Annotated in this window: 25 protein-coding genes and 1 pseudogene; 13 read left to right on the forward strand and 13 right to left on the reverse strand. The window is 67.4% G+C overall.

Annotation, left to right across the window (positions count from 1 at the left end):
• The first annotated feature begins 44 nt into the window (after nt 1-44).
• The 5 genes from EV643_RS23500 to EV643_RS23520 are packed head-to-tail and all read left to right on the forward strand — an operon-like array spanning nt 45 to nt 4193.
• Nucleotides 45-1115, forward strand: a complete 1071-nt coding sequence (locus EV643_RS23500) for an amidohydrolase family protein (protein ID WP_133802269.1) — start codon at nt 45-47, stop codon at nt 1113-1115.
• A 25-nt stretch (nt 1116-1140) separates the two neighbouring features.
• Complete coding sequence (locus EV643_RS23505) at nt 1141-2292, forward strand: amidohydrolase family protein (RefSeq protein ID WP_133802270.1); 1152 nt, start codon at nt 1141-1143, stop codon at nt 2290-2292.
• Entirely contained in the window at nt 2292-2666 is a 375-nt protein-coding gene (locus tag EV643_RS23510; protein WP_133802271.1) for a Rieske (2Fe-2S) protein, read from the forward strand. Before EV643_RS23505 ends, EV643_RS23510 begins: the two co-directional genes overlap by 1 nt.
• 15 nt (nt 2667-2681) lie before the next feature.
• Nucleotides 2682-3959, forward strand: coding sequence for an NADH-ubiquinone oxidoreductase-F iron-sulfur binding region domain-containing protein (locus EV643_RS23515; protein WP_133802272.1), 1278 nt, complete (start codon nt 2682-2684; stop codon nt 3957-3959).
• Nucleotides 3960-3965: 6 nt separating this feature from the next.
• Nucleotides 3966-4193 (forward strand): ferredoxin, encoded by a 228-nt coding sequence (locus tag EV643_RS23520; RefSeq protein WP_133802273.1) that lies wholly within the window; start codon nt 3966-3968, stop codon nt 4191-4193.
• 27 nt (nt 4194-4220) lie between these two features.
• Here EV643_RS23520 and EV643_RS23525 read toward each other — a convergent pair whose 3' ends face one another.
• Nucleotides 4221-4760 (reverse strand): GntR family transcriptional regulator, encoded by a 540-nt coding sequence (locus EV643_RS23525; protein ID WP_202869716.1) that lies wholly within the window; start codon nt 4758-4760, stop codon nt 4221-4223.
• A 24-nt stretch (nt 4761-4784) separates the two neighbouring features.
• On the opposite strand from EV643_RS23525, the gene EV643_RS23530 reads away from it, so the two are divergent.
• Nucleotides 4785-5216: a VOC family protein gene (locus EV643_RS23530; protein ID WP_133802275.1), complete on the forward strand. Its 432-nt coding sequence runs from the start codon at nt 4785-4787 to the stop codon at nt 5214-5216.
• Nucleotides 5217-5221: 5 nt separating this feature from the next.
• Here EV643_RS23530 and araA read toward each other — a convergent pair whose 3' ends face one another.
• The 6 genes from araA to EV643_RS23560 form a co-directional block, all read right to left on the reverse strand.
• Nucleotides 5222-6730, reverse strand: coding sequence for an L-arabinose isomerase (araA, locus tag EV643_RS23535; RefSeq protein ID WP_133802276.1), 1509 nt, complete (start codon nt 6728-6730; stop codon nt 5222-5224).
• Between the two features lie 15 nt (nt 6731-6745).
• Nucleotides 6746-7408, reverse strand: coding sequence for an L-ribulose-5-phosphate 4-epimerase (locus EV643_RS23540; RefSeq protein WP_133802277.1), 663 nt, complete (start codon nt 7406-7408; stop codon nt 6746-6748).
• Nucleotides 7405-9090, reverse strand: a complete 1686-nt coding sequence (araB, locus tag EV643_RS23545; protein WP_202869717.1) for a ribulokinase — start codon at nt 9088-9090, stop codon at nt 7405-7407. The genes EV643_RS23540 and araB overlap by 4 nt, the downstream gene beginning before the upstream one ends.
• 50 nt (nt 9091-9140) lie before the next feature.
• Nucleotides 9141-10157, reverse strand: a complete 1017-nt coding sequence (locus tag EV643_RS23550) for a LacI family DNA-binding transcriptional regulator (protein ID WP_133802279.1) — start codon at nt 10155-10157, stop codon at nt 9141-9143.
• A 90-nt stretch (nt 10158-10247) separates the two neighbouring features.
• Nucleotides 10248-12956 (reverse strand): CBM35 domain-containing protein, encoded by a 2709-nt coding sequence (locus EV643_RS23555; protein WP_133802280.1) that lies wholly within the window; start codon nt 12954-12956, stop codon nt 10248-10250.
• Entirely contained in the window at nt 12953-15052 is a 2100-nt protein-coding gene (locus EV643_RS23560; RefSeq protein WP_133802281.1) for an alpha-galactosidase, read from the reverse strand. The genes EV643_RS23555 and EV643_RS23560 overlap by 4 nt, the downstream gene beginning before the upstream one ends.
• A gap of 91 nt (nt 15053-15143) precedes the next feature.
• Here EV643_RS23560 and EV643_RS23565 point away from each other — a divergent pair, with 91 nt between their 5' ends.
• From EV643_RS23565 to EV643_RS23580, 4 genes are all read left to right on the forward strand, one after another.
• Nucleotides 15144-16193: a LacI family DNA-binding transcriptional regulator gene (locus EV643_RS23565; protein ID WP_133802282.1), complete on the forward strand. Its 1050-nt coding sequence runs from the start codon at nt 15144-15146 to the stop codon at nt 16191-16193.
• Nucleotides 16194-16260: 67 nt separating this feature from the next.
• The gene (locus EV643_RS23570; RefSeq protein WP_133802283.1) at nt 16261-17580 is read left to right on the forward strand and encodes an ABC transporter substrate-binding protein; all 1320 of its coding nucleotides are present in this window, start codon (nt 16261-16263) and stop codon (nt 17578-17580) included.
• A gap of 40 nt (nt 17581-17620) precedes the next feature.
• Nucleotides 17621-18574, forward strand: coding sequence for a carbohydrate ABC transporter permease (locus tag EV643_RS23575; RefSeq protein WP_166665543.1), 954 nt, complete (start codon nt 17621-17623; stop codon nt 18572-18574).
• The gene (locus EV643_RS23580; protein ID WP_133802284.1) at nt 18571-19395 is read left to right on the forward strand and encodes a carbohydrate ABC transporter permease; all 825 of its coding nucleotides are present in this window, start codon (nt 18571-18573) and stop codon (nt 19393-19395) included. The genes EV643_RS23575 and EV643_RS23580 overlap by 4 nt, the downstream gene beginning before the upstream one ends.
• On the opposite strand, the gene EV643_RS23585 is transcribed toward EV643_RS23580, so the two are convergent.
• A complete protein-coding gene (locus tag EV643_RS23585; RefSeq protein WP_133802285.1) occupies nt 19388-19963 on the reverse strand; it encodes a TetR/AcrR family transcriptional regulator in 576 nt (191 codons plus the stop codon). The genes EV643_RS23580 and EV643_RS23585 overlap by 8 nt on opposite strands.
• On the opposite strand from EV643_RS23585, the gene EV643_RS23590 reads away from it, so the two are divergent.
• Nucleotides 19962-20765: an alpha/beta fold hydrolase gene (locus EV643_RS23590; RefSeq protein ID WP_133802286.1), complete on the forward strand. Its 804-nt coding sequence runs from the start codon at nt 19962-19964 to the stop codon at nt 20763-20765. The genes EV643_RS23585 and EV643_RS23590 overlap by 2 nt on opposite strands.
• Here the strand turns inward: EV643_RS23590 and EV643_RS23595 are convergent, their stop codons facing one another.
• Nucleotides 20766-21248 (reverse strand): MarR family winged helix-turn-helix transcriptional regulator, encoded by a 483-nt coding sequence (locus tag EV643_RS23595; RefSeq protein WP_202869718.1) that lies wholly within the window; start codon nt 21246-21248, stop codon nt 20766-20768.
• 91 nt (nt 21249-21339) lie between these two features.
• On the opposite strand from EV643_RS23595, the gene EV643_RS23600 reads away from it, so the two are divergent.
• Nucleotides 21340-22701: an MFS transporter gene (locus tag EV643_RS23600; protein ID WP_133802287.1), complete on the forward strand. Its 1362-nt coding sequence runs from the start codon at nt 21340-21342 to the stop codon at nt 22699-22701.
• On the opposite strand, the gene EV643_RS23605 is transcribed toward EV643_RS23600, so the two are convergent.
• Both EV643_RS23605 and EV643_RS23610 read right to left on the reverse strand, forming a co-directional pair.
• Entirely contained in the window at nt 22691-23281 is a 591-nt protein-coding gene (locus EV643_RS23605) for a SecDF P1 head subdomain-containing protein (protein WP_133802288.1), read from the reverse strand. The two genes, EV643_RS23600 and EV643_RS23605, sit on opposite strands and share 11 nt — an antisense overlap.
• Before the next feature lie 27 nt (nt 23282-23308).
• Nucleotides 23309-24541, reverse strand: a complete 1233-nt coding sequence (locus EV643_RS23610) for a CynX/NimT family MFS transporter (protein ID WP_202869719.1) — start codon at nt 24539-24541, stop codon at nt 23309-23311.
• Here EV643_RS23610 and EV643_RS46970 point away from each other — a divergent pair.
• Nucleotides 24498-24638, forward strand: coding sequence for a hypothetical protein (locus EV643_RS46970; protein ID WP_370452341.1), 141 nt, complete (start codon nt 24498-24500; stop codon nt 24636-24638). The genes EV643_RS23610 and EV643_RS46970 overlap by 44 nt on opposite strands.
• 285 nt (nt 24639-24923) lie before the next feature.
• On the opposite strand, the gene EV643_RS23615 is transcribed toward EV643_RS46970, so the two are convergent.
• Both EV643_RS23615 and EV643_RS44245 read right to left on the reverse strand, forming a co-directional pair.
• Nucleotides 24924-25562, reverse strand: coding sequence for a DinB family protein (locus tag EV643_RS23615; protein WP_238165747.1), 639 nt, complete (start codon nt 25560-25562; stop codon nt 24924-24926).
• A gap of 108 nt (nt 25563-25670) precedes the next feature.
• Nucleotides 25671-26243 (reverse strand): annotated as a pseudogene (locus EV643_RS44245) (hypothetical protein); the annotation flags it as partial.

Raw genomic sequence — 26243 nt, forward strand, 5'->3', positions numbered from 1 at the left:
ACCGAGACAGGGAGCAGCCCGAAGCTCTCGGAGAAGGAACGCTGATGAGTTCTGCACCGCATCCGCTGATCGACGCGAGTGTGCACATCTTCTTCAAGTCCGACGCGGATCTGCGCGGTCACATGCACGAGCCGTTCGCGAGCCGTGGGTTCCCGGAGCCGGACGTCGCCTGGTTCGCCCCACCGGGGAAGAAGTACGCACCCGGTACGGCGAACCCGGACGGATCGCACCAGGCCTCCGATCCGGAGACGGTCGGTCGCGCGATCTTCGCCGAGCGCGGATTCGACTTCGCCATCCTGCACCCGATGTCGGGTGGCGTGATGCCCGACCGGCATCTGGGGGCGGCGATTCTGACCGCCACCAACGAGATGATGGCCGAGCGCTGGCTGGACACCGGCGTGTATGCCGACAGGTTCCGCGGGACGATCCGGATCGATCCGAACGACGTCGACAACGCAGTACGGGAGATCAAGCGGTGGCGGGATCACCCGCGGATCGTGCAGATCGGGCTGCCACTGCAGACACAGGAGCCGTACGGGCGGCCGCACTTCAAGCCATTGTGGCGTGCTGCGTGTGACGCGAGCCTTCCGGTCGCGGTGCACCTGGAGATGGGGGCGGGCATCACTCATCCGCCGACGCCGTCCGGGATCGCCCGGACGTACTCGCAGCACGTGAGCTTCCAGCCGATCAGCTATCTGTACCACCTGATGAACATGATCACCGAGGGCGTGTTCGAGGAGTTCCCCGAGTTGAAGGTGGTCTGGGCCGACGGGGCCGCCGACCATCTGACGCCGATGATCTGGCGGATGGACACCTTCGGCCGGCCGCACCTCGAGCAGACTCCGTGGGCGCCGAGGATCCCGAGCGCCTACCTGCCCGAGCACGTGTACTTCGTCCAGGGTGCGCTCGACGGTCCCGGTGACGTCGAGTTCGCGTCCGAGTGGCTGCGGATGACGGGTAAGGAGGACATGCTCCTGTTCGGGTCGAGCTACCCGGACTGGCAGCTGGCCTCGCCCGAGAAGTTGCCGTCGGCATGGACCGACGAACAGCGCGAGAAGGTCCTGTGGCGCACCGCCGCCGGTCTGTACGGACTCCCGGCGGCCGTGCCCGCCTGAGCCTGAGCCTGAGAGGAGAACCACCATGTCCCAGACCTTGATCGACGAACGCAAGCTCGGCACCGAGCAGGTGCAGGTGCGAGTGGTGGACAGCGACGTCCACCCTTACCCGCGCAGAGGAGAACTGGCGCCGTTCATCCCGGGGAAGTTCCGGAAGTTGTTCGCGGCCCGCGGGGAGGGAGTGGGCAACAGTGTCTTCTACGACCCGCCGGACTACGCCCACGCCTCCGCCATGCGGGTCGACAGCTTCCCGGCCGACGGCGAGTTCGCGGGCACCGACCCGCACCTCACCTTCCGGCAGTTGATCATGGAGTCGGGATCGGACATCGCGATCCTCGGCCCGCTGAACAGTTCGGGTGGCCAGACCGAGGAGGAGACGCACGCGCTCGCGGTCGCGACGAACCTGTGGCAGGACAACTGCTGGCTGGACAGCGAGAACAACTGGCACCAGCGCTACCGCGGCTCGATCGTGGCCGCGATCGACGCTCCCGACCTGGCCGCTCGGGAGATCGAGCAGTGGGCCGGGCATCCGTACATGGCGCAGGTGCTGATCAACGCCGAGATGCGGCCGGCCTGGGGCGACCCGCGGTACAACCCGGTGTGGGAGGCGGCCACCCGGCACAACCTTCCGGTGGCCTGTCACCTGGGTCGTGGGCAGCACAACGAACTGCCGATGTCACCGGTCGGCTTCCTGTCGTACAACCACGACTTCATGGTCACCTACTCGCTGCTCGCGGCGAACCAGGTGATGAGCCTGGTCTTCGACGGGGTGTTCGACCGGTTCCCGACCCTGAGGATCGTGTTCATCGAGCACGCCTACTCCTGGATCCTGCCGCTGATGTGGCGGATGGACGCGATCTACGCCGCGCGCGGTCCGGAGAACGGGCTGAAGCGCAAACCGTCGGAGTACGTCAAGGACCACATCTGGTTCACCACCCAGCCGCTGGACTTTCCCGAGGACAAGCTGGAGTTGACCAACGCGCTGGAGTGGATGGAGGCGGACAAGATCCTGTTGTTCTCCTCCGACTACCCGCACTGGACGTTCGACGAGCCGCGCTGGGTGGCCAAGCACATCCCGGAGCGGATGCGGGAGCGGATCATGTTCCAGAACTCGATCGACGTGTTCAATCTGCCCAGTACTGTGCCGGCGCTGCCGGGACAGGTGCGAGCGTTCTGATGCACCGGCTGGCTCGCGGCCGCGAGCACGTCGTGGCGACCGTCGACGAGATCGCACCCGGCGAGTCCAAGGTCGTGCCGATCGGTCGCCACGGGGTCGGCGTCTACAACGTCAACGGGAAGTTCTATGCCATCGCCAACTACTGCCCACACGAGGGCGGCCCGCTCTGTGTCGGCCGGACCCACGGGCAGAGCGTCGTCGACCCGGAGCGGCCGGGCGGCGCGGCAGAGGCCCGGGAGGGCGAGTTCATCTACTGCCCCTGGCACCAGTGGGGTTTCGAGCTCGCCACCGGGACGACGGCGGTGAAACCGGAATGGTCGATCCGGACCTACCCGGTCCGGGTCGAGGGCCGCAACGTGATCGTGACCGCGTGAGATGGGAGTCCATTGATGAGCCTGACAACCGGTGTGCCCAACCTCGGTCTGGCCTATCCAGGGATCGATCCCCGGCTGGCGACTGACGGGCTTGAGGGCCTTGCCGCGTACCGGGCCGGCGGAGGGTACGCGCTGGTGGCGGACGTGGAGCAGTTTCTCGCCGCCGTCGAGGAATCGGGTCTCCGCGGCCGTGGTGGCGCCGCCTTCCCGACCGGACGGAAGCTACGGACCGTCCGGTCGGGGACGGGTTTCCCCGTCGTTGTGGCCAACGGCGAGGAGGGGGAGCCGGCTTCGGTCAAGGACCGGTGGCTGCTGCGCTGCCGACCGCACCTGGTACTCGACGGTCTGCGGCTGGCCGCGCTCGCGGTCGGGACGAAAGACGCGTACGTGTACGTCTCGGATCCTTTGAGCGCGTCGGCCATCGAGCGCGCGTTGGCGGAACTGTCCGGCTCCTTGGACCTTCGCGTGACCGTCACTCGGGTCGACCCGACGTACGTTGCCGGTGAGGAGACCGCGGCGGTGCAGGCGATCAACGGCGGGGCGGCGCTGCCGACTGACAAACCGCCGCGGCCCTTCGAGGCGGGGGTCGCGGGCCGGCCGACATTGATCAACAACGTGGAGACACTCGCCAATCTGCCGTTCGTTCAGCGGCGCGGCGCGGCGGCGTACCGGGAAGTCGGGACGGGGGCGGCGCCGGGGACGTTCTTGATGACGCTCTCCGGTGCACGGTCCGGTCTGTACGAGGTGCCGTTCGGGTCGACCTTGCGGGACGTGTTGACCTGGGTCGGGGAGGACGTCTCCGCGGTCAAGGGCTTCTTGATGGGTGGCTACTTCGCCGGGGTGATCGGGCCGCATGCGTTGGACCTGCCGCTGGACTACGACTCCTTCGCGGCAGCCGGGAGCGGCCTGGGGTGTGGTGCTGTGGTGGTCATCGGCCGAGACACCTGCCCGGTGGCGGTCTCGGCGGGGGTCATGACCTACTTCGCGCGGGAGAACGCCGGCCAGTGCGGGTCATGCTTCAACGGAACTGTCGCTATGAGCGCAGTCACGGAAGCCCTCCGGGACCACAGGGCCGAGGAGTCCGATGTGGAGCGACTGCGCGACTGGTCGGTCCGGCTCCGGGGTCGCGGGGCCTGCGGGACTCTTGACGGTGCGACCAATGTCGCGGCGAGCCTGCTCCGAGAGTTCCCCGACCTCGTCGCCACTCACCTGCACGGCCGCTGCGACAGTTGCGACGGCGGGCGCCACCCCGCCGATCCACCCTTCGCCGTGACGCTGCCGACCGAGGAGTGATCGGACATGAGAATCAAGCTCGACCGGACGCTGTGCGACGGTTTCGGCACCTGCGCGCTACACGCGCCGAAAACCTTCTCCCTCGACGACTGGGGCTATGTGTCGCTGATCGGCACAGGGGAGGTGGCCGAGGAGGACGAGGCTGGAGTCCGCCGCGCCCTCCTGGACTGCCCGGTGCACGCGATCACCATGCTCGACCCCGCGCCCAGTAGTACAGGCGCCTCCCCGGACTGAGACGTGTTGCCAGACCCTTGGTGACCGTTACGGGGTTTGCGGCGGCGGGCCGGTCGCTGGGGTGGGTTGGTCGCTGCCGTCGAGGATGTCGAAGGCGGTTCGTCGGTGGGCGGCGAAGAGTTCGAGGGCGGCGTCGGCGTCGCGGGCGCGCAGGGCGGCGACGAGTTCGCGGTGCTCGGCCGGGATGTGCGTGAGGTAGTCCTGGGAGTTGAGGCCGATCCGGGTCAGCAGGAACAAGTGGACCTGCGAGCGGATGGACTCCCAGGCCTGCAGTAGGCGCTGGTGCCGGGCAGCGGCGTACACGCTGTCGTGGAAGGCGATGTCGCAGCTGACCATCTCGTGTACGTCGTCGGCCCGTTCCATCCGGGCCACAGCCTTTTCGACGGCGTCGAGGTCATCGACGGAGGCATGAGCGACCACCTGCTGTACGGCGAGTTGCTCCAGTGCGCCGCGCAGACTGTCGAGCTCTGCGACGTCCTGGGGGGACAACGTCATCACCGTGGCGCCGCGATGCCATGCGCTGCGGACCAGGCCCTCGCGCTCCAACCGGAACAGGGCCTCGCGCACCGGGCCGCGACCTAACATTGCGGCATGACTGTTCTCGACTCCCCGATTCCGCGGTTTCATCTGGCGATGCCGGTCGACGATCTCGCCGCTGCTCGCCACTTCTACGGCGAGGTGCTCGGCCTGGAGCAGGGCCGCAGTGCCGACACCTGGGTGGACTGGAGCCTGCACGGCCATCAGTTCGTCACCCACCTGGCGCCTGCCCGAGCCGAGCGGATCCACAATCCCGTTGACGGCCACGACGTCCCGGTACCGCACTTCGGCCTGATCCTGACGGTCCCGGAGTTCCACAAGCTGGCCGACCGGCTGCGCGCTGCGAACACCGAATTCGTCATCGAGCCCTACGTCCGTTTCGAGGGCCAGACCGGCGAGCAGTGGACGATGTTCCTCCTCGACCCGGCCGGCAACGCCCTGGAGTTCAAGGCGTTCGCCGACGACTCCCAGGTCTTCGCCGCCTAACCCCGTCAGCCGAGGCCAAGGGCGAGGCGGTGGTAGGCCGCGTTCCAGCGGAGCTCGTTCTGGAGTTGGTGGAGCTGGGTGTTGGCGTCGATCGTGATGAGCTCGGTGCGGAGCATGGTGGCGAGATCGCGCAGTTCTTCCAACGTCACCGCGGTGGACAGGACCGTGTGGTGCGGAGCGCCGGTGGTGAGCCAGGCCTCGGCCGAGGTGCGGAAATCGGGGCGGGGCTTCCAGACGGCGCGGGCGACCGGGAGGTTCGGCAGCGGCTCGTCGGGCGGCACGATGTCGATCTCGTTGGTGACCAGGCGGAACCGGTCACCGAGATCGGCCAGGCCGGTGACGAGGCCGGGGCCGGGGGCGGAGTCGAAGACCATCCGGACCGGGTCCTCTCGGTTGCCGATGCCGAGGGGGTGGATCTCGACCGACGGCGTACCGGTGGCGATCGTGGGGCAGACCTCGAGCATGTGGGCGCCGAGGATGCGTTCCTCGCCAGGGATGAGGTTGTAGGTGTAGTCCTCCATGAAGGACGTCCCGCCCGGGCGGTCCCCGCCGATCACCTTGAGGGTGCGCAGCAGGACGCTGGTCTTCCAGTCGCCCTCGCCACCGAAGCCGTAGCCGTCGGCCATCAGCCTCTGAACGGCCAGGCCGGGCAGCTGCCGGAGTCCGCCGAGGTCCTCGAAGTTGGTCGTGAACGCGGTGAAGTCACCGGCGTCGAGGAAGCTCCGGAGGCCCGCTTCCAGCCGGGCGGCGTACCGCAGTGAATCGTGCCGATCCCCGCCGGCCCGAAGTTCGGGTGCGACCTGGTAGGCGTCCTCGTACTCCTTGACCAAACTGTCCAGATCGGACTCCTGTACGGCGTCGACCGCGGCGACCAGATCGTTGACCGCATAGGTGTTGACCGAGACCCCGAACCGGCGCTGGGCCTCGACCTTGTCGCCTTCGGTCACGGCGACGTCGCGCATGTTGTCACCGAAGCGGGCGACCTTCATGGATCGGAGGGCAGCCAGGCCGGTGGCGGCTCGTGCCCAGGCGCCGATCCGCGCGGTGACGGACGGATCGCTGACGTGACCGGCGACAGTGGTGCGCGGAATACCGAGCCGAGTCTGGATGTACCCGAACTCCCGGTCGCCGTGGGCGGCCTGGTTCAGGTTCATGAAGTCCATGTCGATCTCGGACCACGGCAGTCCCGCGTCGGCCTGGGTGTGCAGGTGCAGCAACGGCAGTTGGAGGGCCTCCAGGCCGGCGATCCACATCTTGGCCGGCGAGAAGGTGTGCATCCAGGCCATCACGCCGATGCAGTCCTGGCTCGCGTTCGCCTTCAGGCAGACGGCCTTGATTCCGTCGGCGTCGGTCAGGACCGGCAGCCAGACCACCTCTGCGTCCAGGTCGGGCGAATTGCCGAGCGCCGTGACGACACGCTGGGACTGCGCCGCGACCTGGTTCAGGGTTTCGAGGCCGTACAGGCCCTGGCTTCCGGTGAGGAACCAGATCTGGGATTTGCGCGGGGTCTTCATTCCGGCTCCTGGGGGTCAGCGTTGGCCGTAGGCGGTCTGGTAGCGGCGGTACAGGTGATCGATGTCGTCGGGGTGGATCGGCTGCAGCGGACCGCCGGTCCGGGCGATGTGGACGGTCCGGGCGACGTCCTCGCACATCACGGCGGCTTTGACGGCTGCCCGGGCGTCCTTGCCGATGGTGAAGACGCCGTGGTTGCGCATCAGTACCGCGGGGGATCGGTGACTCGTCAGGGTGGCGACGATGCCTTTGCCGATCGAGTCGTCGCCGATCAGCGCGAACGGACCGACCGGGATCTCGCCGCCGAACTCGTCGGCCATCGCGGTCAGCACACAAGGAATCGGTTCGTTGCGGGCAGCCCAGGCAGTCGCGTACGCCGAGTGCGTGTGCACGACACCACCGACCTCGGGCATCGCCCGGTAAACATACGCATGCGCTGCCGTGTCGCTCGACGGCATCAGGTCTCCCTCGACCAAAGTGCCGTCGAGGTCACACACGACAATGGATTCGGGCGTCAGGTCGTCGTACGAGATGCCGCTGGGCTTGATGACGAACAGGTCCTCGCCGGGGACCCGGGCGGACACGTTCCCGGCGGTCCAGGCGACCAGGTCGTTCCTCACCAGCTCCGCGTGCAACGTGCACACCTGCCGTCGGAGTTCATCGACATTCAGGTCGCTCATCCGATTACCTCGTTCCTGAGTTCGCGAAGCCGGTGGAGTACGCCGGTACCGCCGTGGGCCTCGCCTGCGAAGTGGTCGTGCAGTTCGTGGTACTCGGCGTACAGCCGGTCGTAGACGTCGGCGCGTGCGGAGTCCGGCACGTAGGCGGAAGTGATCCGCCGGCCCATCGCCGCAGAGGCTGTGGTTACGTCGGGATACGCGCCCGCCGCGACGGCGGCGTGGATCGCGGATCCGAGCGCCGGGCCCTGGTCCGACGTGACCGTGGAGATCGGCAGGCGGAGCACATCGGCGTAGATCTGCATGAGCAGCCGGTTCTTCAGCAGCCCACCGGCGACGATGAACTCCTCGACCGGGACGCCCGCCTTCTCGAAGGCCTCGACAATGCGGCGGGCACCGAAGGCGGTGGATTCGATCAGGGCCCGGTAGGTGTCCTCCGGACGGGTGCCGAGGGTCTGGCCGACCACGACCGCGGAGAGATCGTGGTCGACCAGGATCGAGCGGTTGCCGTTGTGCCAGTCAAGGGCAACCAGACCATGAGCTCCGACCGGCTGGTCGGCGGCGAGCAGTTCGAGATAGCTGTGGACCGAGAGCCCGCGTCGCTGGGCCTCCGCCTCGTAGGCGGCGGGGACGCAGGTGTCCACGAACCAGCCGAAGATGTCGCCCACTGCCGACTGCCCGGCCTCGTAGCCCCACAGCCCTTCGACGATGCCGCCCTGGACGACGCCGCACATTCCGGGCACCTCGGCGAGCTGGTCCGAGGACATGACGTGACAGGTCGACGTACCCATGATCGCGACCATCTGTCCCGGTCGCGTCGCATCCGCGGCGGCGGCCGTGACGTGGGCATCTACGTTGCCGGCGGCAACCGCAGTGCCGACGGGCAGTCCGGTCCATTTGGCGGCCCGCTCGGTCAGCCCACCGGCCAGGGCTCCGAGCGGCAGCAGTTCGGTCGCCAGCTTGTCGGTGAAGGTCACGAATCCCGCGTCGAGCTCACCCAGGTACGCCGGGGAGGGGTAGCCGTCCTCGGTCCGGATCCCCTTGTAGCCGGCCGTACAGACGTTCCGCGACTCGGTACCGGTCAGCTCCCAGACGATCCAGTCCGCCGCCTCGATCCACCGGTCGGTCCGCGCGTACACCAGCGGATCCTCCTGCAGGACCTGCAGACCCTTCGCGAACTCCCACTCGGACGAGATCTTGCCGCCGTACCGCCCCAGCCACGCCTCCCGGCGGCGGCCGGCGATCTCGTTGATGCGATCGGCATGCGGCTGAGCGGCATGGTGTTTCCAGAGCTTCGGCCACGAGTGCGGACGGTCTGCGAACTCGTCGAGCTCGCAAAGCGGGGTGCCGTCGGTGAGAGTCGGCAGCACCGTGCAGGCGGTGAAGTCGGTCGCGACACCGATGACGTCGGCCGCGTCGACTCCGGCTGCGGCCAGCGCTCCGGGAACTGCGTGGCGCAGTACGTCGCGCCAGTCGTCCGGCGACTGCAGTGCCCAACTGGGGCCGAGCGAGACCCCGGTCCCCGGCAAGGCGCGCTCGATCACGCCATGGGCGTAGGTGTGCACCGCGCTGCCGAGCTCTTCGCCGTCGGACACTCGCACCACGACGGCACGCCCGGACAGGGTGCCGAAGTCGATGCCTACGGCGTACTGCCGGTCGAGGTCGGCTTGGTTGTTAGCGCTCACAATTTGCTCCGCTGGGCGGTCTGGGATGGTCGGTCGAATCGGTGGACAGGTCAGGTGGAACGTGGGGGAGCCGTACTGGAGCGGGTGATCAACTCCGCCGGGACGATTACCCGTCGTCGCCGGATCGGCCCATCGGTGTCGAGCTGTTCGAGCAGGAGGTCGATGCTGTGCCGGCCGACCAGGCTGAAGTCCTGCCGGACGGTGGTCAGGGGCGGGCCGAAGAACTCGGCTTCGGGGACGTCGTCGAAACCGACCACGCTGACCTGCTTCGGCACTTTGATCCGCCGCTCGGCGAGGGCCCGGAGGAGGCCGAGCGCCATCTGGTCGTTGGCCACGAAGACGGCAGTGGCGTCGGCCGGCAGCTCCAGGCCGGCCTCGTAGCCCGACCGTGGACTCCAGTCGCCGGTGAGCATTTCAGGCAGCTCCCGGTCCGCTGCGGTCAGCGCCGCCTGCCAGCCCTTGATCCGGCCTTCCGCTTCGAGCCAGTCAGCCGGTCCGGCGATGTGCCAGACGGTTCGATGGCCGAGCTCGAGCAGGTGCTCGACGGCGAGCCGGGCGCCGCCGACCTGATCCACGCTGACGACGGGCACCTTGCGGGCGCGGCCGCCCTCGACGGCGACTGCGGGGATGTCATCGGGCACGCTCGACAACGCCTGCGCCGCCTGGCGCTGTGGGGCGACCAAGACGATTCCGTCGACCCCCTGGCTCGCGAGGTAGCCGATCGCCTCGCGGACGCTGTCGTGGGTGATCGCCTTGAGGCTGACGATACTGACGAAGTACCCGGCGCCGCGGGCTGCCTGCTCGATGCCGTGCAGGGTGCTCGCGGGACCGTACAGGGTGGTGTCGAAACTGACCACGCCGAGCACCCGCGAGTGGCGGGTGACGAGGGCGCGAGCGGTGAGATTGCGACGGTAGCCGAGCTCCTCGATCGCCTGCAGGACCCGGTCCTTGGTGCTCTGGCGAACATTGGGCAGCTCGTTCAGGACCCGGGAGACGGTCTGGTGTGACACCCCGGCGCGCTGAGCCACATCGGCCATCACCGGTGGCCGGAACGCGTTCTTGCTCATGACCACCTCCATTCGGCTACCTGGATACTGTGAACGCTAACAAGCCAGCGGTCAAGATGGCGATGTTAGCGTTCACAGTCTTTGCGGCGCTTACTTGCTGGTGGCGATCGTGGTGGGTGTTCCGACCGTGACGGGGGCGATGGTGATCTTGTCGATGTCGGGTGCATATGCGCTCGCGTTGCCGAACACCAGTGAGCCACCGGACGTGCTGAGAGTCACCGGGATCGTGCGCTCCAGGAAGCTGTTCCAGGCGTACGTGTAGCGGAAGTACGCGTGGCCGGCGCTCGCGGTGCCCCCGGTCTCCGTGACGTCGAGCCGTCGGTCGACCACCTGGGGGTTGTAGGCGTGGGCGCCGCTGAGCTCAGCATTCGCGTAACTGACGGCGATGTCGTAGTCGCCGGCCTTGTCGAATCCTGGTCCGCGCGGCACCTCGAAGGTGTTGGCGGCACCGTTGCCGATGAAGCCGATTCCCTTCAGGCCGGAGGCGTTGCTGCCCGAGGCCGACGAGTAGGTGTTCACCACCGTCGTGCCGTGTCGGACGGTGTTCTCGCCCTCGATGGTGACTGCGGCGCTGTCGGACGCCGCGGCCCGAGTCGTGGTGACCTGCTTGAGCAGGATCTCCTTGGCCGAACTCAGTTCCACTTCGTTGATGCCCTGGGCCAGGTGGACCCGTGCCGTGGAACGCCATGCGCCCGCACGCGCCGCCGTGAGCTTCGTGACCGAGCGGCCGTTCACCCGGATGTCGATGTCCGCCGCGTCCGTCGTTCGGTAGTCGACGCTGAGGTCGTAGTACCCGGATTCCCAGGCATTGGCGTACACCTCTGCGCGCTGACCGGCGCCGCGGACAGCACCGTATCCGCGTGCCTTGGCCGTGCCGTACGTGACCCGGGCACCGCCGGCGTACCGCAGCGTGGAGGCTGGGTAGACGGTCGGTTCGCCGTCGGTGACGTCGGTCAGCAGGAACTTGTCCAGCGTGATGTCGGAGTTCGGCAGCACGGTGGTGCCATCCTCACTGGACCGCAGCGACAGGGTGTGCTGCCCGGCGGTCAGCGGGATCGTCACCTCGGTGCTGCCCCGGTACTGCCACTTCTGGTACGTCGTCAGCGCGAGGTCGGCGGTGTATTGGACCGGAGCGGCCTGGGTGCCGTCGACGAAGAGAGCATGGCGTCCGGGGGTCCCGGGGGTTGCGCCGATGACCTGGAAGCGGTACTTGCCGGTTCGCGGAACGGTGACGGTCCAGTCCGCTTTGGAGGTCGGCTGATTGAAGGAGCCGACGTCGCGTCCGCCGGATGCGAGGAACTTCCAGCCACCGCCCTGCAGCGGGTCCTGGGTGTAGACCGTGGCGGCGGTGAGGTTCGTGTTCTCCGCTTCGATGCCGGCTGTCCACACCTTGTCGACCTCGGGCGTGCGGTCCTGCTCGGGGGTGATGACCACCTGGTAGGCGGCGTAGCGGTCGTAGGTGGGCACCTCGAGCGAGACAGCGCCGTTGGCCAGGGCGATGCCGTCGAGCACCTTGATCACCCGTGGGGTTCCGGCGACTCCTTCGGCCCCGGAGAGGGTGTTCTCGCGGACCTCGATGTCGACCTTCTTACCGAAGACGGCTGCGTCGAGACCCGACAGGTTCAGCGAGACGTTGTTGCTGCCGCCGCCGTAGAGGACTGTGGCTCGCTTGTTCGTGGCGTCGATGGCACCGATGCCTTGGAGCGTGTCGACGGTGTTCAGTGCGGGCGGCGTGACGTTGACGGTCTGGCTTCCCGCGAGATCGCCGTACCACTTGTACATCCACCAGCCGGCGTTGGCGGAGTTGGTCCGCGCGCTGTTGTCGTTGAAGTTGCCGGCGTAGTTCCAGTAGGCGGTCTGCCCGTCGACCTTCAGGTCCTCCATGATCGACAGCCATTGGATGAGCTGCCCGGGAGTGCCCATGTCGCGGAGCATGCCGTACTCGGTGATGTTGATCGGGATGGGGCCGACACCGACGGTCGTCTCGAGCTGGCGGTAGGCGGCGACGTTGGACCGGAAGGTTCTGAGGTTGTCGATGCCCAGTTCGTGCCAGATGAAGATGTCGGGCAGCACCGAGTTGGCTTTGGCGAAGTTGAGGATGTCGGCGGAGCGGGCCGGCTGCCAGCGGGTGTCGCCAGGGCCGCCGATCCGGGCGTGCCCAAGACCGTGGCGGGCGTACACCTCCTGGATCTTGGTGTACGTGGCCTTCCAGTCATCGAGGAAGGTCGACTTCATGGTTGACCAGTTGGCGTACCAGTTGCCGCCGTCCGGTTCGTTGAACGGGATGAAGACGTAGTCCTTGGCGTGGGCTGACTTGGTCGCGACCGCCTCGGTCACGAACTCGACGACCTCGAGGTAGTCCCAGATGCCGTTGGGTGCGTTGGTGTACGAGCCGGTCGCTTGGTCGTACGTGCGGGTGTCGCCCGGGAGTACGCCGCCGTGGTACGACCAGTCGGGGTAGTAGTCCTGGACATAGATGTACATGTCCTTGCCGTGCTTGGCGAAGAATCCGTCCTCGACCTTGAGGGAGTCACCGCTCGGATGCTGGGTGCCGTACGGCGCCTTCTGCGAGGTGTTGGTGATGGCAGCCCCGTTGATCAGGGCCTGCGTCGGCGCACCTTCGTCGCCGAACCCGTACAACGTGCCGGTCGCACCGCCGCGGAACGCACCAGTGCTCCGCGAGAAGTCGACGCTCAGTGTGTCGGTGGCCGTCTCCCTGGCCGCGACGGGCAGCGACAGGCTGCCCATCACGATCGCGGAGATGACCGAGGTGGCCACTACCTTGACGACTTTCTTCATTCGTTGCTCCTTCGACCTGAACTTCTGACGGAAAGGATCAGTGCCTGATGGGAGTTGGGAAGGGTGATCCGCAGAGCCGGGGCGCCATCGGTTTCGACCAGTTCGAAGGCCGCGTCCGTCTCCGCCGGGTAGACCACGTCGACACGAGACCGAGTGAAGGCCTCAGGCAGACGTAGCGTGCAGGTGTCCGTGTCGCCGCCGCGCCGCCAGACGGCCACCAATGCCTGCTGGTCGTCGCGCAGTCCGTGAGCAATCCATTCGTCCTCCCACCGGGGCAGGCCGAGTGGCCAGAACGGTACGGCGGTGGCGATGAACTGACGGTAGGCCCGATAGGCGTCGACTGCCTCGGTGACGAGGGCCAGCTGGGCCGCGCTCATCTTGTCCAGATGGCCCGACAGATGCAGCCGGCCGAGCAGCCCGGCGGTCATGGTGAACACGATCTCTTCGTCGGTGAACGAAGGCTGGGGGTAAGCCCAGCTGGCGGCCTGCTCTGGTGCGACTGCCGCGGCCGCCGCGGCCGCGATGGGTGGGTACCGGCGGAAGTCCTGCTGGTCGCTGGTCGACTGCAGTTGCAGCCGGGACAGCATGGCGTAGTCCACGCGCATACCGCCCGACGCGCAGTTCTCGAGGGTGAGGTCCGGGTGGTTGTCGAGCACGCTGTCGAGCCACTGCAGGAGGGCCCGGTTGTGGCCCAGCATTCCAGCCCCGGCAGTAATAGCGTCGTGGTCGGTGCCGACACCGATGTTGATGTTGTGGTCCAGCTTGAGGTAGCCGATTCCCAGGCCGTCGACCAGCCGGTCGATCACCTCGTCCAGATGCTTGCGGGCCAACGGGTGGCGCAGGTCGAGGTGGAACCGGCCGTGCTCGACGACCCGGCGGCCGTGACGCTGGAAGAACGCCTCGTCCGGCAGGAGTTCCGCGACGGCGCTGCGTACTCCGACGACCTCGGGCTCCAGCCACAAGCCGGGAACCATGCCCCGGTCCCGGATGTGCTGGATGACCTGCGCCAGGCCGCCCGGGAACCGATTCGTCGCCGGCTCCCAGGCGCCGACGCTGTCCCACCAGCCATCGGAGTCGTCGTCGTACCAGCCGGCGTCGATGCAGAACGTTTCGGCGCCCGCGTCCGCCGCGGCGTCGATCAGGGGCAGCAGTTTGGCCGTCGTCGGATCACCCATCAGGGTGTTCATGTAGTCGTTGAAAATCACTGGCAGGCGCGTGTGGTCGTGGTGTGGCCGCCGGCCGAGGCGCCGAGCTGTCGTCAGAGCCGCGACAACGCCGTCGAAGCCGTCCGCTGAGAGCGCGATGGTCGCGGGAACAGTGGTGAACTCCTCGCCGGGCGCCAGCCTCGCGTACCAGTCGTGCTCGGTCTCGGTTGGGCCGAGCAGACTGACGTACAGACCATCTGAGCGCTCGCCGGCCTGCCAGTGCCAGCCGCCGTTGTGCTCGAGCTGCCAGCCGACGGCGGTGTTGGTGGACTCGTCGACGATCACGCCGAGCGGCAGGCTGCCGTCGGAGGACCAAGCGCCCAACGCCGTCCGCGAGAAGTTGCCGCGCGGGTCGTGCTCGTGCACCGCCCGGTGGAGGTCCGGGAGAAACTCACGGGTCGTCGCCGACTGCCAGCGGTTCTCGGCGAGCCAGTCGTTGTCCGCCCACCACAGTCGCAGAGACTCGAGCGGCGAGCCCGCCAAGGTGCCGGCCCAGACCGCGGAGGTGACCCATTCCAGGTCGATGTCCTGGGCGCCGCCGTTGACGATGCTGGACTGGGTCCGGATCGCACCAACGCCTGGTACTGCGGACAGCGTGGTGATCACCGTGAGTCCGCAGCCTTCGTCAACGCTCGTGATGCTGAGCGTCTCGGCCTCCATCGTGTGCTGCCGATAGGTCAGCTGCCCGCCGGCCACTGAGTCGGCGTACCGGCGCGCGGACCACGACCTGCCGGAGCCGGCGACGCCCAGCTCGACCAGGGGAAGCGGTTCCGAAGGGCGGATGACGTCCTGACCTCTGATCGAGGCGCGGCTCAGGCGAGCGGTGCCGTCAGCGAGGGAGAGGACCAGCGAGAAAGGGCCGGGGGACCAGTGAATCTCATGCGGGGGCATCGGGCTCCAAGCGGCGGGGACGCCCGCGGTGGACGGGGCGAATTTTCGGCGGGGTCTTGCGCTCTGGCTCTGTTGTCGCAACACTCTAGCCATGTTTGTGACCGGTCACAATCCTTCTGAGCAAGACAACTCGGCCGCTGCGACGGTCTCCATCCGCGACGTCGCACGCGCCGCCGGGGTGTCCTACCAGACGGTCTCGCGGGTCATCAACGACCACCCGAACGTCAGTCAGAAGGCCAGGGAGAAGGTCAACAGCGCCATCGCTGAACTGGGGTATCGACCCAGCCGCGCAGCGAGAGCGCTGGCCAGTGGTGTGGACCGCGCGGTGACCGTCCTGACGTCGAACACGAGCCTGTACGGATACGCGGAGACCCTCGGCGGGATCGAGGAGGCGGCCAGGTCGGCCGGCGTCCAGGTCGCCATCAGGGTGCTGGAGTCGGATCGTGATCAGGATGTCGCGGCAGCTGTCGAGGGAGTCAGCGACCCGCGCGCCGGCGCGGTGATCGTGCTGGCCTTCGATCGTGCCGGGGCCCGCGCTCTCCGGGCACTCCCAGCGAACGTGAGTTCGTCCGCGGCGGCCGAGTCGTATCTGGGTCGGCGTGCGCAGAAGTCGGAGAGCGCTCGGTGGGTCTGGTTCGACGACACGCTCGCGGCACAGCGCGCGACCGAGCACCTCCTGGAACTTGGACACCGCACCGTTCACCACCTGGCCATCCCGTCCACGACGAACGTCGGCGACCGGGAACGCGGTTGGAAGCGGGCCCTGTCGGCAGCAGGAGCGCCCGTTCCCGAGGTCATTCGTCCGCGGAGTTGGCGTGCGGCCGGAGCACATGAGGCAGCGCTGTCGCTGCTGATGGACCCCGCGGTGACCGCGATCCTCTGCGGAAACGACGAGCAGGCGCTCGGTGTCATACGCGCCGCCCACGATCGCGGCGTACGGATCCCGGAGGACGTCAGCGTGGTCGGTTTCGACGACGTACCGACAGCTGCCTTCTACACCCCGGCCCTGACCACGGTCAGATTCGACTTCGCAGCGCTCGGGCGCCGCGCCTTCGAGTTGCTTGTGTCACCGGAAGACGCCCCGCTGACGGAGCCGACACTCATCGTCCGGGAGAGCACCGGGCCCGCGCCAAGGACATGACCGCAGTACCTCCGGGCCGCCGGCACCGGAGAGCTCAACCAGCGCATCAGGGTAAGGAAAACGATCGATGACCAGACTCCGCAAACCTTTGATCGCCGCAGCGGCGGTCGTGCTGCTGACCGCGGGCTGCAGTGACCCGGGCGCCGGCTCGGGCGACACCGGCTCGAGTGCGCCCGCCTCGTGGCCGGCGGAGACGACGAAGCTCGATGGGGTGAACCTCACCATCTGGGCCGCCCAGAACAGCAACACCGTGGCCAAGAAGGTCGCCGAGGACTTCGGTGCCGCCACCGGCGCCAAGATCAACATCCTCACGGTCCCGGACCCGTACGAGCAGAGCGTTCAGACGAAGGTTGCCTCGGGCGACAAACCGGATCTGGCCTTCTGGCAGCCGACCGCGTCGCAGCTGACCGCCATCAACGCCAAGCAGAACCTGCAGTCCCTCGATGGAGCGCCGTTCATCGACAAGTACACCCCGGCTTTGAAGGACGCCACGGGCATCCTGGATGGCACTCGCTATGCGGCCTTGGTGACCGTACCCGCGGTGGAAGGTGTTTGGTACAACAAGGAGGTTTTCGCGAAGTACGGCATTGCTTCCACGCCGAAGAACTTCGACGAGATGGTGGCCGCCGGCCGCAAGATCAAGGCCGCGGGCGGCGTGCCGTTCTACGAGATGGGCGGCGAGAAGTGGGCCACCCAGTGGTGGGTCCAGGTCCAGCTCGCCGACGCCGCGAAGCAGGGGCTGTGGGACAAGGTGAACAAGAACGAGGAGAAGTTCACCGACCCGACCATCCTCGACGCGATCAAGAAGTACAAGAGTCTGGTCGACGAGGGGCTGTTCAACAAGAACATCACGTCCGCCACCTTCGTCGACCAGGGCAAGGCCCTACTGTCCGGTGAGGCGGCGATGGCGATCCAGGTCAACACGTTCTTCAGCCAGATGCAGGCCCAGTCGAACACCGCCGAGCTGAACAAGAAGATCGGCTTCTTCCCCATCTCGCCGGCGGGCAACATCGGGACCAACATCCCCGACCAGTCCAACGCGCTGATCGCGTTCAAGACCGGAGACGCCAAGCGTGAGGGCGCCGCCCGTCAGTTCCTGTCCTACTGGCTGGGCACCGCCTACCCGGAGTTCGTCAAGGACCTGAACACCGTCTCGATCCAGACCGGCGTCGAGACGCCCGCGGATGTTCCGGACGCGCTGAAGGCCAATGCCGACTCGATCGGCGAGTCCGTCGGCTCGATGCAGGTGCTCGCGATCGTCAACCCGGACCTCTACCTCAACCTGGCCAACATGCTGGCCGGACAGGCCACGCCCGAGAAGGTGGCCGAGACGACCCAGGCGCAGTTCGATCAGCTCGCCCAGGCCATCGGGGCAGCCGGCTTCTGAGCCGGACGGCAGCGACCAAGGAACTGAAGGGATGAACAGCATGTCCACGAAGACTTGGACGTCTGCCGAGAGCGTTGGCGCGCCGAGCCCGCCCCGGCGCGCCAGCGCACCCCCGAGGACCGGACGAGTCCAGAAACCGTCGCAGCCCCTGGCCTTCCTGGTGCCGGCCATGGCGATCATGCTCGTGTTCTTCTTCGTGCCCAGCGTCTACAACCTGGTCTACGCCTTCACCGACTGGTCGAGCTTCAAGAGCTCCATCAACTTCGTCGGGCTGCGCAACTTCAGCAACGTGCTGAGCAACGGCGTGCTGCTCGGTGACCTGAAGGTGAACATCATCTACGCCGTACTGGTCGCCATCTTCCAGAACCTCTTCGGTCTCGGCCTGGCTCTGCTGCTGGAGGCCGACACCAGGATCAACCGCTTCGCCCGCACGATGATCTTCATCCCGGTACTCATGTCGGCCCTCGCCGTCGGATACACCTTCCAGGCCCTGCTCAAGCCGGACGGTTCGGTCAATGCCGTCCTGTCGTTCGTCACCGGGCAAGAGGTCACCTATGCCTGGCTGAACGATCCCAGTTGGACCCTCGTGTGGCTGACCCTCATCCACGCCTGGAAGTGGATGGGCCTGGCGATGCTCATCTATCTGGCCGGGTTGAAGACCATCAGCTCCGAGGTGCTCGAGGCGGCACGGATCGACGGGGTCAACCGGTGGCAGACCTTCCGTCACGTCAAGTTCCCGTTCCTGGCCCCGGCGGCCACCTTCAACGTGGCGACGGCCCTGCTCGGATCCATGAACAGCTTCGACATCGCTCAGGCCACCACCGGCGGCGGTCCCGGCCAGACCACCGAGATCCTCAACATCTTCATCTACCGCACGTTCGGGCAGGGGCTGTTCGCCCAGGCCACCACCATGAGCCTGGTCCTGGTGATCGTCATCTCGCTGATGGCCTTCCCGACGATCGTCCTGCTGCGCCGCCGGGAGCGTGTCCTGTGAGAAAACCGCTCAGCCTGATCCAGCCCGCCGCGGCGCTGGCGCTGGTCGCCGTCGTCATCGGAGTCCCGCTCTGGCTGGTCGTCGTGACCTCGGCCAAGTCCCAGGGCGATGCGCTGAATCCCTCCATGGCGCTGCCCGCCGACGGATGGCACTTCGCTGAGAACTACGCGAGAGCCTTCAGCGAAGGGCGGGTTGTTCAAGCGTTTCTGGGCAGCGCCTCGATCGTTGTGCCGGCCGTGATTCTCGTGCTCCTGTTCGGATCCATGGCCGCATGGGTGCTGGCCCGGCGCTCGAGTGTCTGGCTGTCGACCGTGTACGCCGTCGCGATCAGCGGCATCGTCATCCCGCCGGCGGTGATCACCCTCGTCCTCCTGCTGCGACAGATCAGCCTGGCCGGCACACTCACCGGCATGGTCCTGGTGTACGTCGGCATCTACATGTCAACGGCCATCTTCTTCATCACCGGCTTCATCCGCACCATCCCGCACGAACTGGAGGAAGCGGCCCGCGTCGACGGCGCCGGCCCCGTCCGGATCTTCTTCACGATCGTGCTGCCGTTGCTCCGTCCGGTGCTCGCGACCGCGACCATCCTGATCTGCCTCTACATCTGGAACGACGTGTTCTTCGCGTTCTTCGTCATCGGCGGGCGGATGGACACGCTGCCGCTGAACCTGTTCCAGGTAGCCAGCGCCGGCGTGTACCTGAACAACTGGAACCTCATCTTCGCCTACGTGGTGCTGATGAGCATTCCGCTGCTGGTCGTCTTCGTGATCGCACAGCGACGCATCATCGCCGGCATCACCGGCGGCGCGGTCAAGTAGCCTGCTCGATCAGGGTGACGAGGGCGTCGGCGGCGGCTGTGGTGTCGTAGCCGGGGTCGGCCAGGCGTTCCCTGATGATGGCGTCGATGGCGCCGCCGGTGAGGATGGCGAGGGTGCGCAGGTCCACGTCGGACGTGGATCCGCGGGCCTCGCGGGCGTCGGCGAGGAGCTGGGCGAGTGGACCCCAGCGCTCCGCCGGATTCGTCGGCTGCCCGGTGTGGATCATCGCCTCGGTGATCATCCTGGTGTGCCGGGGATGGTCGCGCACGTGGCTGACCATCGAGCGGATGTAGGCGGCCGGACGATCCGCCGGACCGGCCGCTTCGACGGCTGCGCCGACCGTGCCGACAAGGGCGTCGAGGACGTGTTTGTGGGCCGCCTCGATCACCGCGTCCTTGGACGGGAAGTGGTAGAGCACCGCCGCCTTGGTGATACCCGCGCCTTCCGCGATCCGGGCGAGTGACGTCCCGCCGTACCCATGCTCGGCGACGAGCTCGACCGTCACGTCGATCAGCTGCGCGCGCCGGGCCTGCTCGGTCAGGGTCGGCCTGGATCGTGAAGTTGGCATGCCCGAGCCCGCCGAGACCCGCGACGTGCGGACGGAGTACGGCTATGTGCGGGTCTACAAGTTCGACGGGCCGAGCAAGCGGGCCGAGCCGTTGGTGCTGCTTCCCGGTACTTCGTCGGCCTCGCCCGTGTGGGCCGGCAACCTGCCGTCGCTGCTCAAGGTCGCTGACGTCTACACCATCGATCTGCTCGGCGAGCCCGGTATGAGCATTCAGAACAAGCCGATCGTGTCCGACGACGACCACGCCCGCTGGTTGCACCAGACGCTGGATGCCCTGCCTGAGGAGCGGTTCCACGTCGTCGGCCTGTCGATCGGCGGCTGGACCGCGGCCAATCTCGCGGTGCGGCAGCCCGGCCACGTCGCCACCCTGACCACGATCGACCCGGTCTATGTGTACGACAACATGCCGTTCGGCACGATCGTCCGGTCCATTTCGGCGGCGATCAAGTGGTTGCCGAAGTCCTGGCGGGACAGCTTCAACTCCTGTACGGCGGGCGGCGCGCCGGTGGAGGACGAACCGATCGCGGACATGATCGAGTCCGGGATGAAGAACTACACGCTGCGCAAGTCGCAGCCGACCCGGATCAGCGAGGAGCGACTGTCGGCGCTGCGGATGCCCGTGCTCGCGTTCATCGCCGGGCGCTCCGTGATGCACGACCCGAAGACCGCGACCGAGACCGCGGAACGTGCCCTGCGCAACAAAACCGTCAAGGTCTACCCCGATGCGTCGCACGCGATCAACGGCGAGTACCCCGACGAACTCGCCGCCGACCTGGAGAAGTTCCTGACTGCGAACCGCTGATCACGCCGGTGGGTGCCCGGATGGCGTCGGGGGCCGCGTCTTCGCCAGGCCGTCCTTGATGGCGGTGAGCAGGGTGAGGGTCGCGTCGAGGTTGGTGGTGTCGTGCTCGGCGGCCTCGCTGACGGTCGTTGCCCATTCGTGCATGACGAGATCGCGGTTGCTGCGGCTGAGTTCGGTCAGGCTGACGGTGACGCCGCGGCCGTCGGCGGGGTTGGCCTGCCGTTCGACGAGGCCCTTCTGTTCAAGGCCGCGCAGGGTGGTGGAGAGGTTGGTGCGCTGGAGTCCGGTGGCCGCGGCGATCTGGCTGGGGGCGGCCGGGTCGTTCTGGAGCAGGTACCGCGTCACGATGCCCTCGGACTGGGTCAATGAGATGGCCCGATCGTCGGTGTAGCCGCGGTACTGGATCTCCCGGCTGATGATCAGGACCAGATCGGCGAGGTCGGCCCAGCGTTCCTCGTCCGCCCGCTTTGGGTTCTTCGTCACACCGCCAGCATAGATGGTTGTCGAGACATAGTTATGGACGCATACTGATTTTGGCCAAGTAGTTATCAAGTCATAATCAGTTGGAGTCGAGATGGTGTTCATCCTCCTCGCCGGCGCGTTCTTGCCGATCATGGACTTCTTCATCACCAACGTCGCGCTGCCGAGCATCGACAACTCATTGCATGCTTCGGCGTCCGAACTGGAGTTGGTGATCGCCGGATACGGCGTCGCGTACGCCGCCCTGCTGGTACTCGGCGGCCGCCTGGGTGACCGCTACGGTCGCCGCCGCGTCTTCCTGGGCGCACTCATCGGCTTCGTGGCGGCTTCGGCGGTCTGTGGCATCGCGCCGACGGTCGGTGTCCTGATCGCCGCCCGCATCGTGCAGGGCGCCACCGCGGCGTTGCTCATCCCGCAGGTGCTCGCGACCTTCCATCACACCCTCGAGCACGAACGCAAGGCACGCGCTCTCGCCCTGTACGGCGCGACGTCGGGCATCGCCGCCGTGGTCGGACAACTGGTCGGTGGATTGCTGGTCAGCGCCAACATCGCCGGTACGTCGTGGCGGCCGATCTTCCTGGTGAACGTGCCGATCGGGCTGATCGTGCTGGTGGTGGCGACCCGGATCGTGCCCGACACTCGCTCGGAGCACCCGGTCGGGGTCGACCTGCCTGGCACCGTGTTGTTCGCCGCGACGCTCACCGCCCTACTGGTCCCACTCACCGAAGGACACTCGCTGGGCTGGCCGTGGTGGACCTGGGCCATGATCGCGCTGGCCGTCGTACTCGGCGCCATCACGTTCGTGGTGGAACGGCGCGCGGAGCAGCGTGGTGAGATCCCGCTGCTGCCCCCATCCCTGCTACGCCTGCCGTCGATGTCTCGCGGCCTGGTGATGGTGTTCGCGTTCAGCATCGGCTTCGGCGCGTTCATGTTCGTCTTCGCCCTCACCGTCCAGGACGGTCTGCACGAAGACGCTCTCCACGGCGGACTGGCCATCCTGCCGATGGCGGTGCTGTTCTTGCTCGGCTCGCTGTTCGCACCACGACTGATCGGCCGCTTCGGCCGAGCCGCGCTGTCGATCGGCGCGGTCATCCAACTCACCGGTCTCGCCTCACTGGTGGCAGTCGTCGTCCACGGCTGGCCGAACGTCAGTCTGTGGGACATGGCTGTCCCGCTCGCGCTGTCCGGCGCCGGACAGTCGATGCTGTTCACCGGACTGTTCCGCAGCGTGCTCGCCGATGTCCCGACCCATCTCGGCGGCGTCGGCAGCGGCGTACTGATCACTCTCCAGCAGAGCGGCCTCGCACTCGGCGTCGCCACCCTCGGCACGCTCTACATCGCTCGGGCCGAACACAACACGGCGCACGCCTTCGCCACCGTCGAAGCCGTGCAGATCGCCATCATCGCCCTCCTCGCCGTCGGCGCCGCTGCACTACCGCGGTTCGTCAGCCGGTGATTTCGGAGGCGAGGTTCTCTGCGTCCTGCTTGCTGAAGTTGGAGCTGATCTGGACCTTGCCGCCGGTGATCGGTGACATGACGACGGGGGCCGAAACCACCCGGCCACGGACCACGATCGCGAGCTGGTTCGCCGGCGGCGTCTTCGCGGCCAGCTCGGTGGTGAGCTGGCCGAACAGCTGCCCGCCCTCCTGGTCCAGGCTCAGGTTGACGTACCAGGCGGTGGTGTCTTGGCCGGCGGCGGCAGTCACCTCGGTTACATGGCTGCCGTCCAGCTCGATCTTGCCGAGGGTGTAGCGGCTGCCGTCCGAACCGCAGGCGGTGGACGCTGACGGCGTCTCGCAGACACCCGGCTCGGTCTTGATCACTCGGCGGAACTGCACTGCCTCGGGGATCGCCGGCTTGGTCGCAGGCCCGCTCCCCGCCGATTCGCTGTTGTCGTTACGCAGCAGCAGGACCGCACCTGTCACCAGTACGGCGACCAGCACCAGGCCGAGTACGCCGATCAGCACCAGAAGCGGGCCGCGGCTCTGCTTCTGCGGCTGGTATGGCGGAGGCGGGTACGGGGTCTGCTGTGCCATGACAGCAAACGCTATCTCCCAGCGGAGTCACCTCGGTGTGACGAGGCGGGGACGTCCGGCCAGGATGCCGGCGGTGAGCTGTGCGATCAGGACACCGATGATCACGATGAGCGGTACGGTCCAGCCGCCCGTGGCCTGCCGGAGCAGACCGACGGCGACGGGTCCGGTCGCGGCCAGAACATAGCCGATCGATTGGGCGAGGGCGGACACCGAGGTCGTGGTCAGCGGATCGGGGGAGCGGAGGGCAATGAAGAGCAGGGCGAGGGCGATGGACGCACCCTGACCCAGGCCGAGGAGGACCGCCCACAACCAGCTCGCGGTCGAGGGGGCGAAGAGAACGCCCAGGTAGCCGGCAAGGGTGACGACGGCGGCGGTCGCGGCGTACCCGGACTGGCTGCGGGCGCGGGCTGCCAGGGTGGGCACGGTGAGGGTGCTGACGAGCTGAGAAAGGTTGCTGAGGGCAAGTAGGTAGCCGGCGTGTTCGGCGGAGAGGCCGGCGTCGCGGAAGATCGGCGGGAGCCAGGCGAGTACGACGTAGAACGTGAGCGACTGCAGGCCCATGAACGCGGTGACCGACCAGACGACGCGATCGCGCAGCAGACCAGATCGGGGTCGTGGGGTGGTGGGGCCAATGGGTTGGGGGACGGGGCGGCGTACCCGGGGGAGCCAGGTCAGGGCGGCGGCAGCCGACAACGCGGCGATGGAGGCGGCGGCGGTTTGCCAGCTGTCACCGAACGCGCGCTGGACAGGAACCATCAGGCCCGCGGTCAAGGCGGCTCCGGTGACGAGCCCACTGACGTACACCGCGGTGAGCGCGCCGACGCGGTCGGGGAAGTAGCGCTTCACCACCGCGGGCATGACGACATTCATCACGGCGATCGCGCTCCCGGCGACGGCCGCACCGGCGTAGAGGGCGATCGTGCTGCCGCCGCTGCGCAGGAGGATGCCGATGGTGAGTACGACGAGGGCCGCGAACAACGTGCTGTCGACGCCCCAGCGCCGTACCAGTGATGGGGCGAGCGGCGACGCGACGCCGAGGCAGACGACCATGACCGTGGTGATCAACCCACCGGTCGTCGGGGTCAATCGCAGGTCGCGGGTGATGTCGGCCAGCAGCGGCGAGACACCGGCGAGGGCGGGGCGGAGGTTGAGCGCGGGCCTCACCAACTGCCACAACGATCCGAGGTCGCCCGAATCACTGCTCGTCGGTTGCCCGATCCAGAGCTGTCCCTCGGCGGCGCGAGCGGCGAACCCGATCACGTATGTGAGCCGGAACGACCCGCCGTTCCTGATCGCCCACGGCCGGGCTGACGCATTGGTCCCACATCACCAGAGCGAGCTGCTGTTCCGCGTTTGACGGCCAGGTGCGTGGCCGCCACGTTCTATTCAGTCCCCGATGTCGGACACAGCCGGGAGATCGTGTCCCCCGACAATCCCCCCGCCTCGGTGACCTCAACCCGCAACTGCCACGATCGGCCCGGTCTGTCGAACAAGCCCACCCTCACCACAATCGAGTCGTTCCTGAACCACGCCCTCAGGCCTCGATAGCGTCGAGATCGCGTACGGCGTACCGGTGGTGCTCCCACTCCTCATTGAGGATCACGTGCAGGCAAGCGAGGACGGTCTGCTGGTGTTCGGGGGCCTACGGGTCCGTGCGCGTCGCGGCCAGCTCGTCCGAGGTGACGGTGGCGAGGAAGTCGCGCACCATCGCGACGCGACCGGCCCGGACCTCGAGCACTTCGGCGTACGACGGTGTAGCCGTCGTGAAGATCGACATGTCCAGGCCGTTGTCCTCGGCGCCGGCGTCCGTCTGACCGATGGGGTGGAAGGGCTGTTCGATCTCCAGGATCGCCCGGCGCAGCCATACGTCCGTGGCGAGGACCAGGTGCCGCAGCGTCTGTGCGAACGACCACTCCCCGCCGACCGACACGTCGACCGTGCCGGCCGGCATCGCCGCGACGCGCTCGAGCGTGCCCGCCCAGGTGCGCTCGAGCGTGGACCAGGCCGCGCGCAGGCCATCCGGATCTCGGGCATGCCGGTCGGCGCGGCCGGGAAAGCGGCGGTTGAGCTCGGCCTCGACGAAGGGGATCACGTCGACGCCGTTGACACGCAAGAAGCTGTCGCCCTCGAAGAGCGACGGTCCGTCGATCTCCACCCCCTGCACATCGACCCCGCGCATCACAACGCCAGACAGGTCAGACCCAACGAACCGGGCCCCACGCAGGTCCGCGTCGACAAACTCCGCCCCCTGCAGGTCATCGGACCGGCTGAAAGTTGCCATGACCCCTCCTTGTCGAGCGCGTATTGCATCCACACAAGCTAGCCGCACATCGGTCTTTCGGAGCGAGATCTCAGCCTCAATCCGTGGACCGGGAACGGTGGTTCGACTTCAGGGGTCTGGTGTGGGGTCGGTGATTCGGTGGGTTCCGGTGGGTGTGACGTGGAACCGGTAGCCGTGGGGTGTGGTCCATTCCAGGGTCTTGCGGTCCAGGCGCCTGACCTTCCAGCGGCCGTGGGTCTTGACCCTGTGGGCGTAGCGCCGCAGGGGTGCGAGGTTGTCGGTTCCGGTCTGGCCGGGTGGCCCGAGGGGGTCGTACGGGCGGATGTGGTCCAGGTCGATGGCCCGGTCGGTTTCGCGGGTGCCGTAGGGGAATTGCTCGATCGGGTGGATCAGCTTGACCCGTTCCCGGATCCGGTCCGGGATCTCGTAGCAGTCGACGCCGATGGCGTCGTTGAGGTCGATGACCGGTTTGACGGTGTAGGGGCCGTGGCCGATGAGTTCGGCCAGTTGGCTGGCCAGCAGCGGGCCGAGGCCCTCGACCCGCAGGATCCCGTCGCCGGTGGCCAGGGTGTGGTCGGTCAGGTGTACGTAGATCTCGGTCTGCCCGGGCCGCACCCGCCCACCCGAGCGACCCCGACCGGCTGCGGGCGCGGTGGCGTAGGCGTCGTGTTTGATCTGGGC

Origin of the sequence: Kribbella caucasensis (genome assembly GCF_004361855.1) — a bacterium.
Taxonomy (GTDB): Bacteria; Actinomycetota; Actinomycetes; order Propionibacteriales; family Kribbellaceae; genus Kribbella; species Kribbella caucasensis.

What these genes read in the sequence shown, in the direction of transcription:
- EV643_RS23500 (WP_133802269.1), top strand. Translation starts at nt 45, where the DNA reads ATGAGTTCTGCACCGCATCCGCTGATCGACGCGAGTGTGCACATCTTC.
- EV643_RS23505 (WP_133802270.1), top strand. Translation starts at nt 1,141, where the DNA reads ATGTCCCAGACCTTGATCGACGAACGCAAGCTCGGCACCGAGCAGGTG.
- EV643_RS23510 (WP_133802271.1), top strand. Translation starts at nt 2,292, where the DNA reads ATGCACCGGCTGGCTCGCGGCCGCGAGCACGTCGTGGCGACCGTCGAC.
- EV643_RS23515 (WP_133802272.1), top strand. Translation starts at nt 2,682, where the DNA reads ATGAGCCTGACAACCGGTGTGCCCAACCTCGGTCTGGCCTATCCAGGG.
- EV643_RS23520 (WP_133802273.1), top strand. Translation starts at nt 3,966, where the DNA reads ATGAGAATCAAGCTCGACCGGACGCTGTGCGACGGTTTCGGCACCTGC.
- EV643_RS23530 (WP_133802275.1), top strand. Translation starts at nt 4,785, where the DNA reads ATGACTGTTCTCGACTCCCCGATTCCGCGGTTTCATCTGGCGATGCCG.
- araA (WP_133802276.1), bottom strand. Translation starts at nt 6,730, where the DNA reads ATGAAGACCCCGCGCAAATCCCAGATCTGGTTCCTCACCGGAAGCCAG.
- EV643_RS23540 (WP_133802277.1), bottom strand. Translation starts at nt 7,408, where the DNA reads ATGAGCGACCTGAATGTCGATGAACTCCGACGGCAGGTGTGCACGTTG.
- EV643_RS23550 (WP_133802279.1), bottom strand. Translation starts at nt 10,157, where the DNA reads ATGAGCAAGAACGCGTTCCGGCCACCGGTGATGGCCGATGTGGCTCAG.
- EV643_RS23555 (WP_133802280.1), bottom strand. Translation starts at nt 12,956, where the DNA reads ATGAAGAAAGTCGTCAAGGTAGTGGCCACCTCGGTCATCTCCGCGATC.
- EV643_RS23560 (WP_133802281.1), bottom strand. Translation starts at nt 15,052, where the DNA reads ATGCCCCCGCATGAGATTCACTGGTCCCCCGGCCCTTTCTCGCTGGTC.
- EV643_RS23565 (WP_133802282.1), top strand. Translation starts at nt 15,144, where the DNA reads ATGTTTGTGACCGGTCACAATCCTTCTGAGCAAGACAACTCGGCCGCT.
- EV643_RS23570 (WP_133802283.1), top strand. Translation starts at nt 16,261, where the DNA reads ATGACCAGACTCCGCAAACCTTTGATCGCCGCAGCGGCGGTCGTGCTG.
- EV643_RS23575 (WP_166665543.1), top strand. Translation starts at nt 17,621, where the DNA reads ATGTCCACGAAGACTTGGACGTCTGCCGAGAGCGTTGGCGCGCCGAGC.
- EV643_RS23590 (WP_133802286.1), top strand. Translation starts at nt 19,962, where the DNA reads ATGCCCGAGCCCGCCGAGACCCGCGACGTGCGGACGGAGTACGGCTAT.
- EV643_RS23585 (WP_133802285.1), bottom strand. Translation starts at nt 19,963, where the DNA reads ATGCCAACTTCACGATCCAGGCCGACCCTGACCGAGCAGGCCCGGCGC.
- EV643_RS23600 (WP_133802287.1), top strand. Translation starts at nt 21,340, where the DNA reads ATGGTGTTCATCCTCCTCGCCGGCGCGTTCTTGCCGATCATGGACTTC.
- EV643_RS23605 (WP_133802288.1), bottom strand. Translation starts at nt 23,281, where the DNA reads ATGGCACAGCAGACCCCGTACCCGCCTCCGCCATACCAGCCGCAGAAG.
- EV643_RS23615 (WP_238165747.1), bottom strand. Translation starts at nt 25,562, where the DNA reads ATGGCAACTTTCAGCCGGTCCGATGACCTGCAGGGGGCGGAGTTTGTC.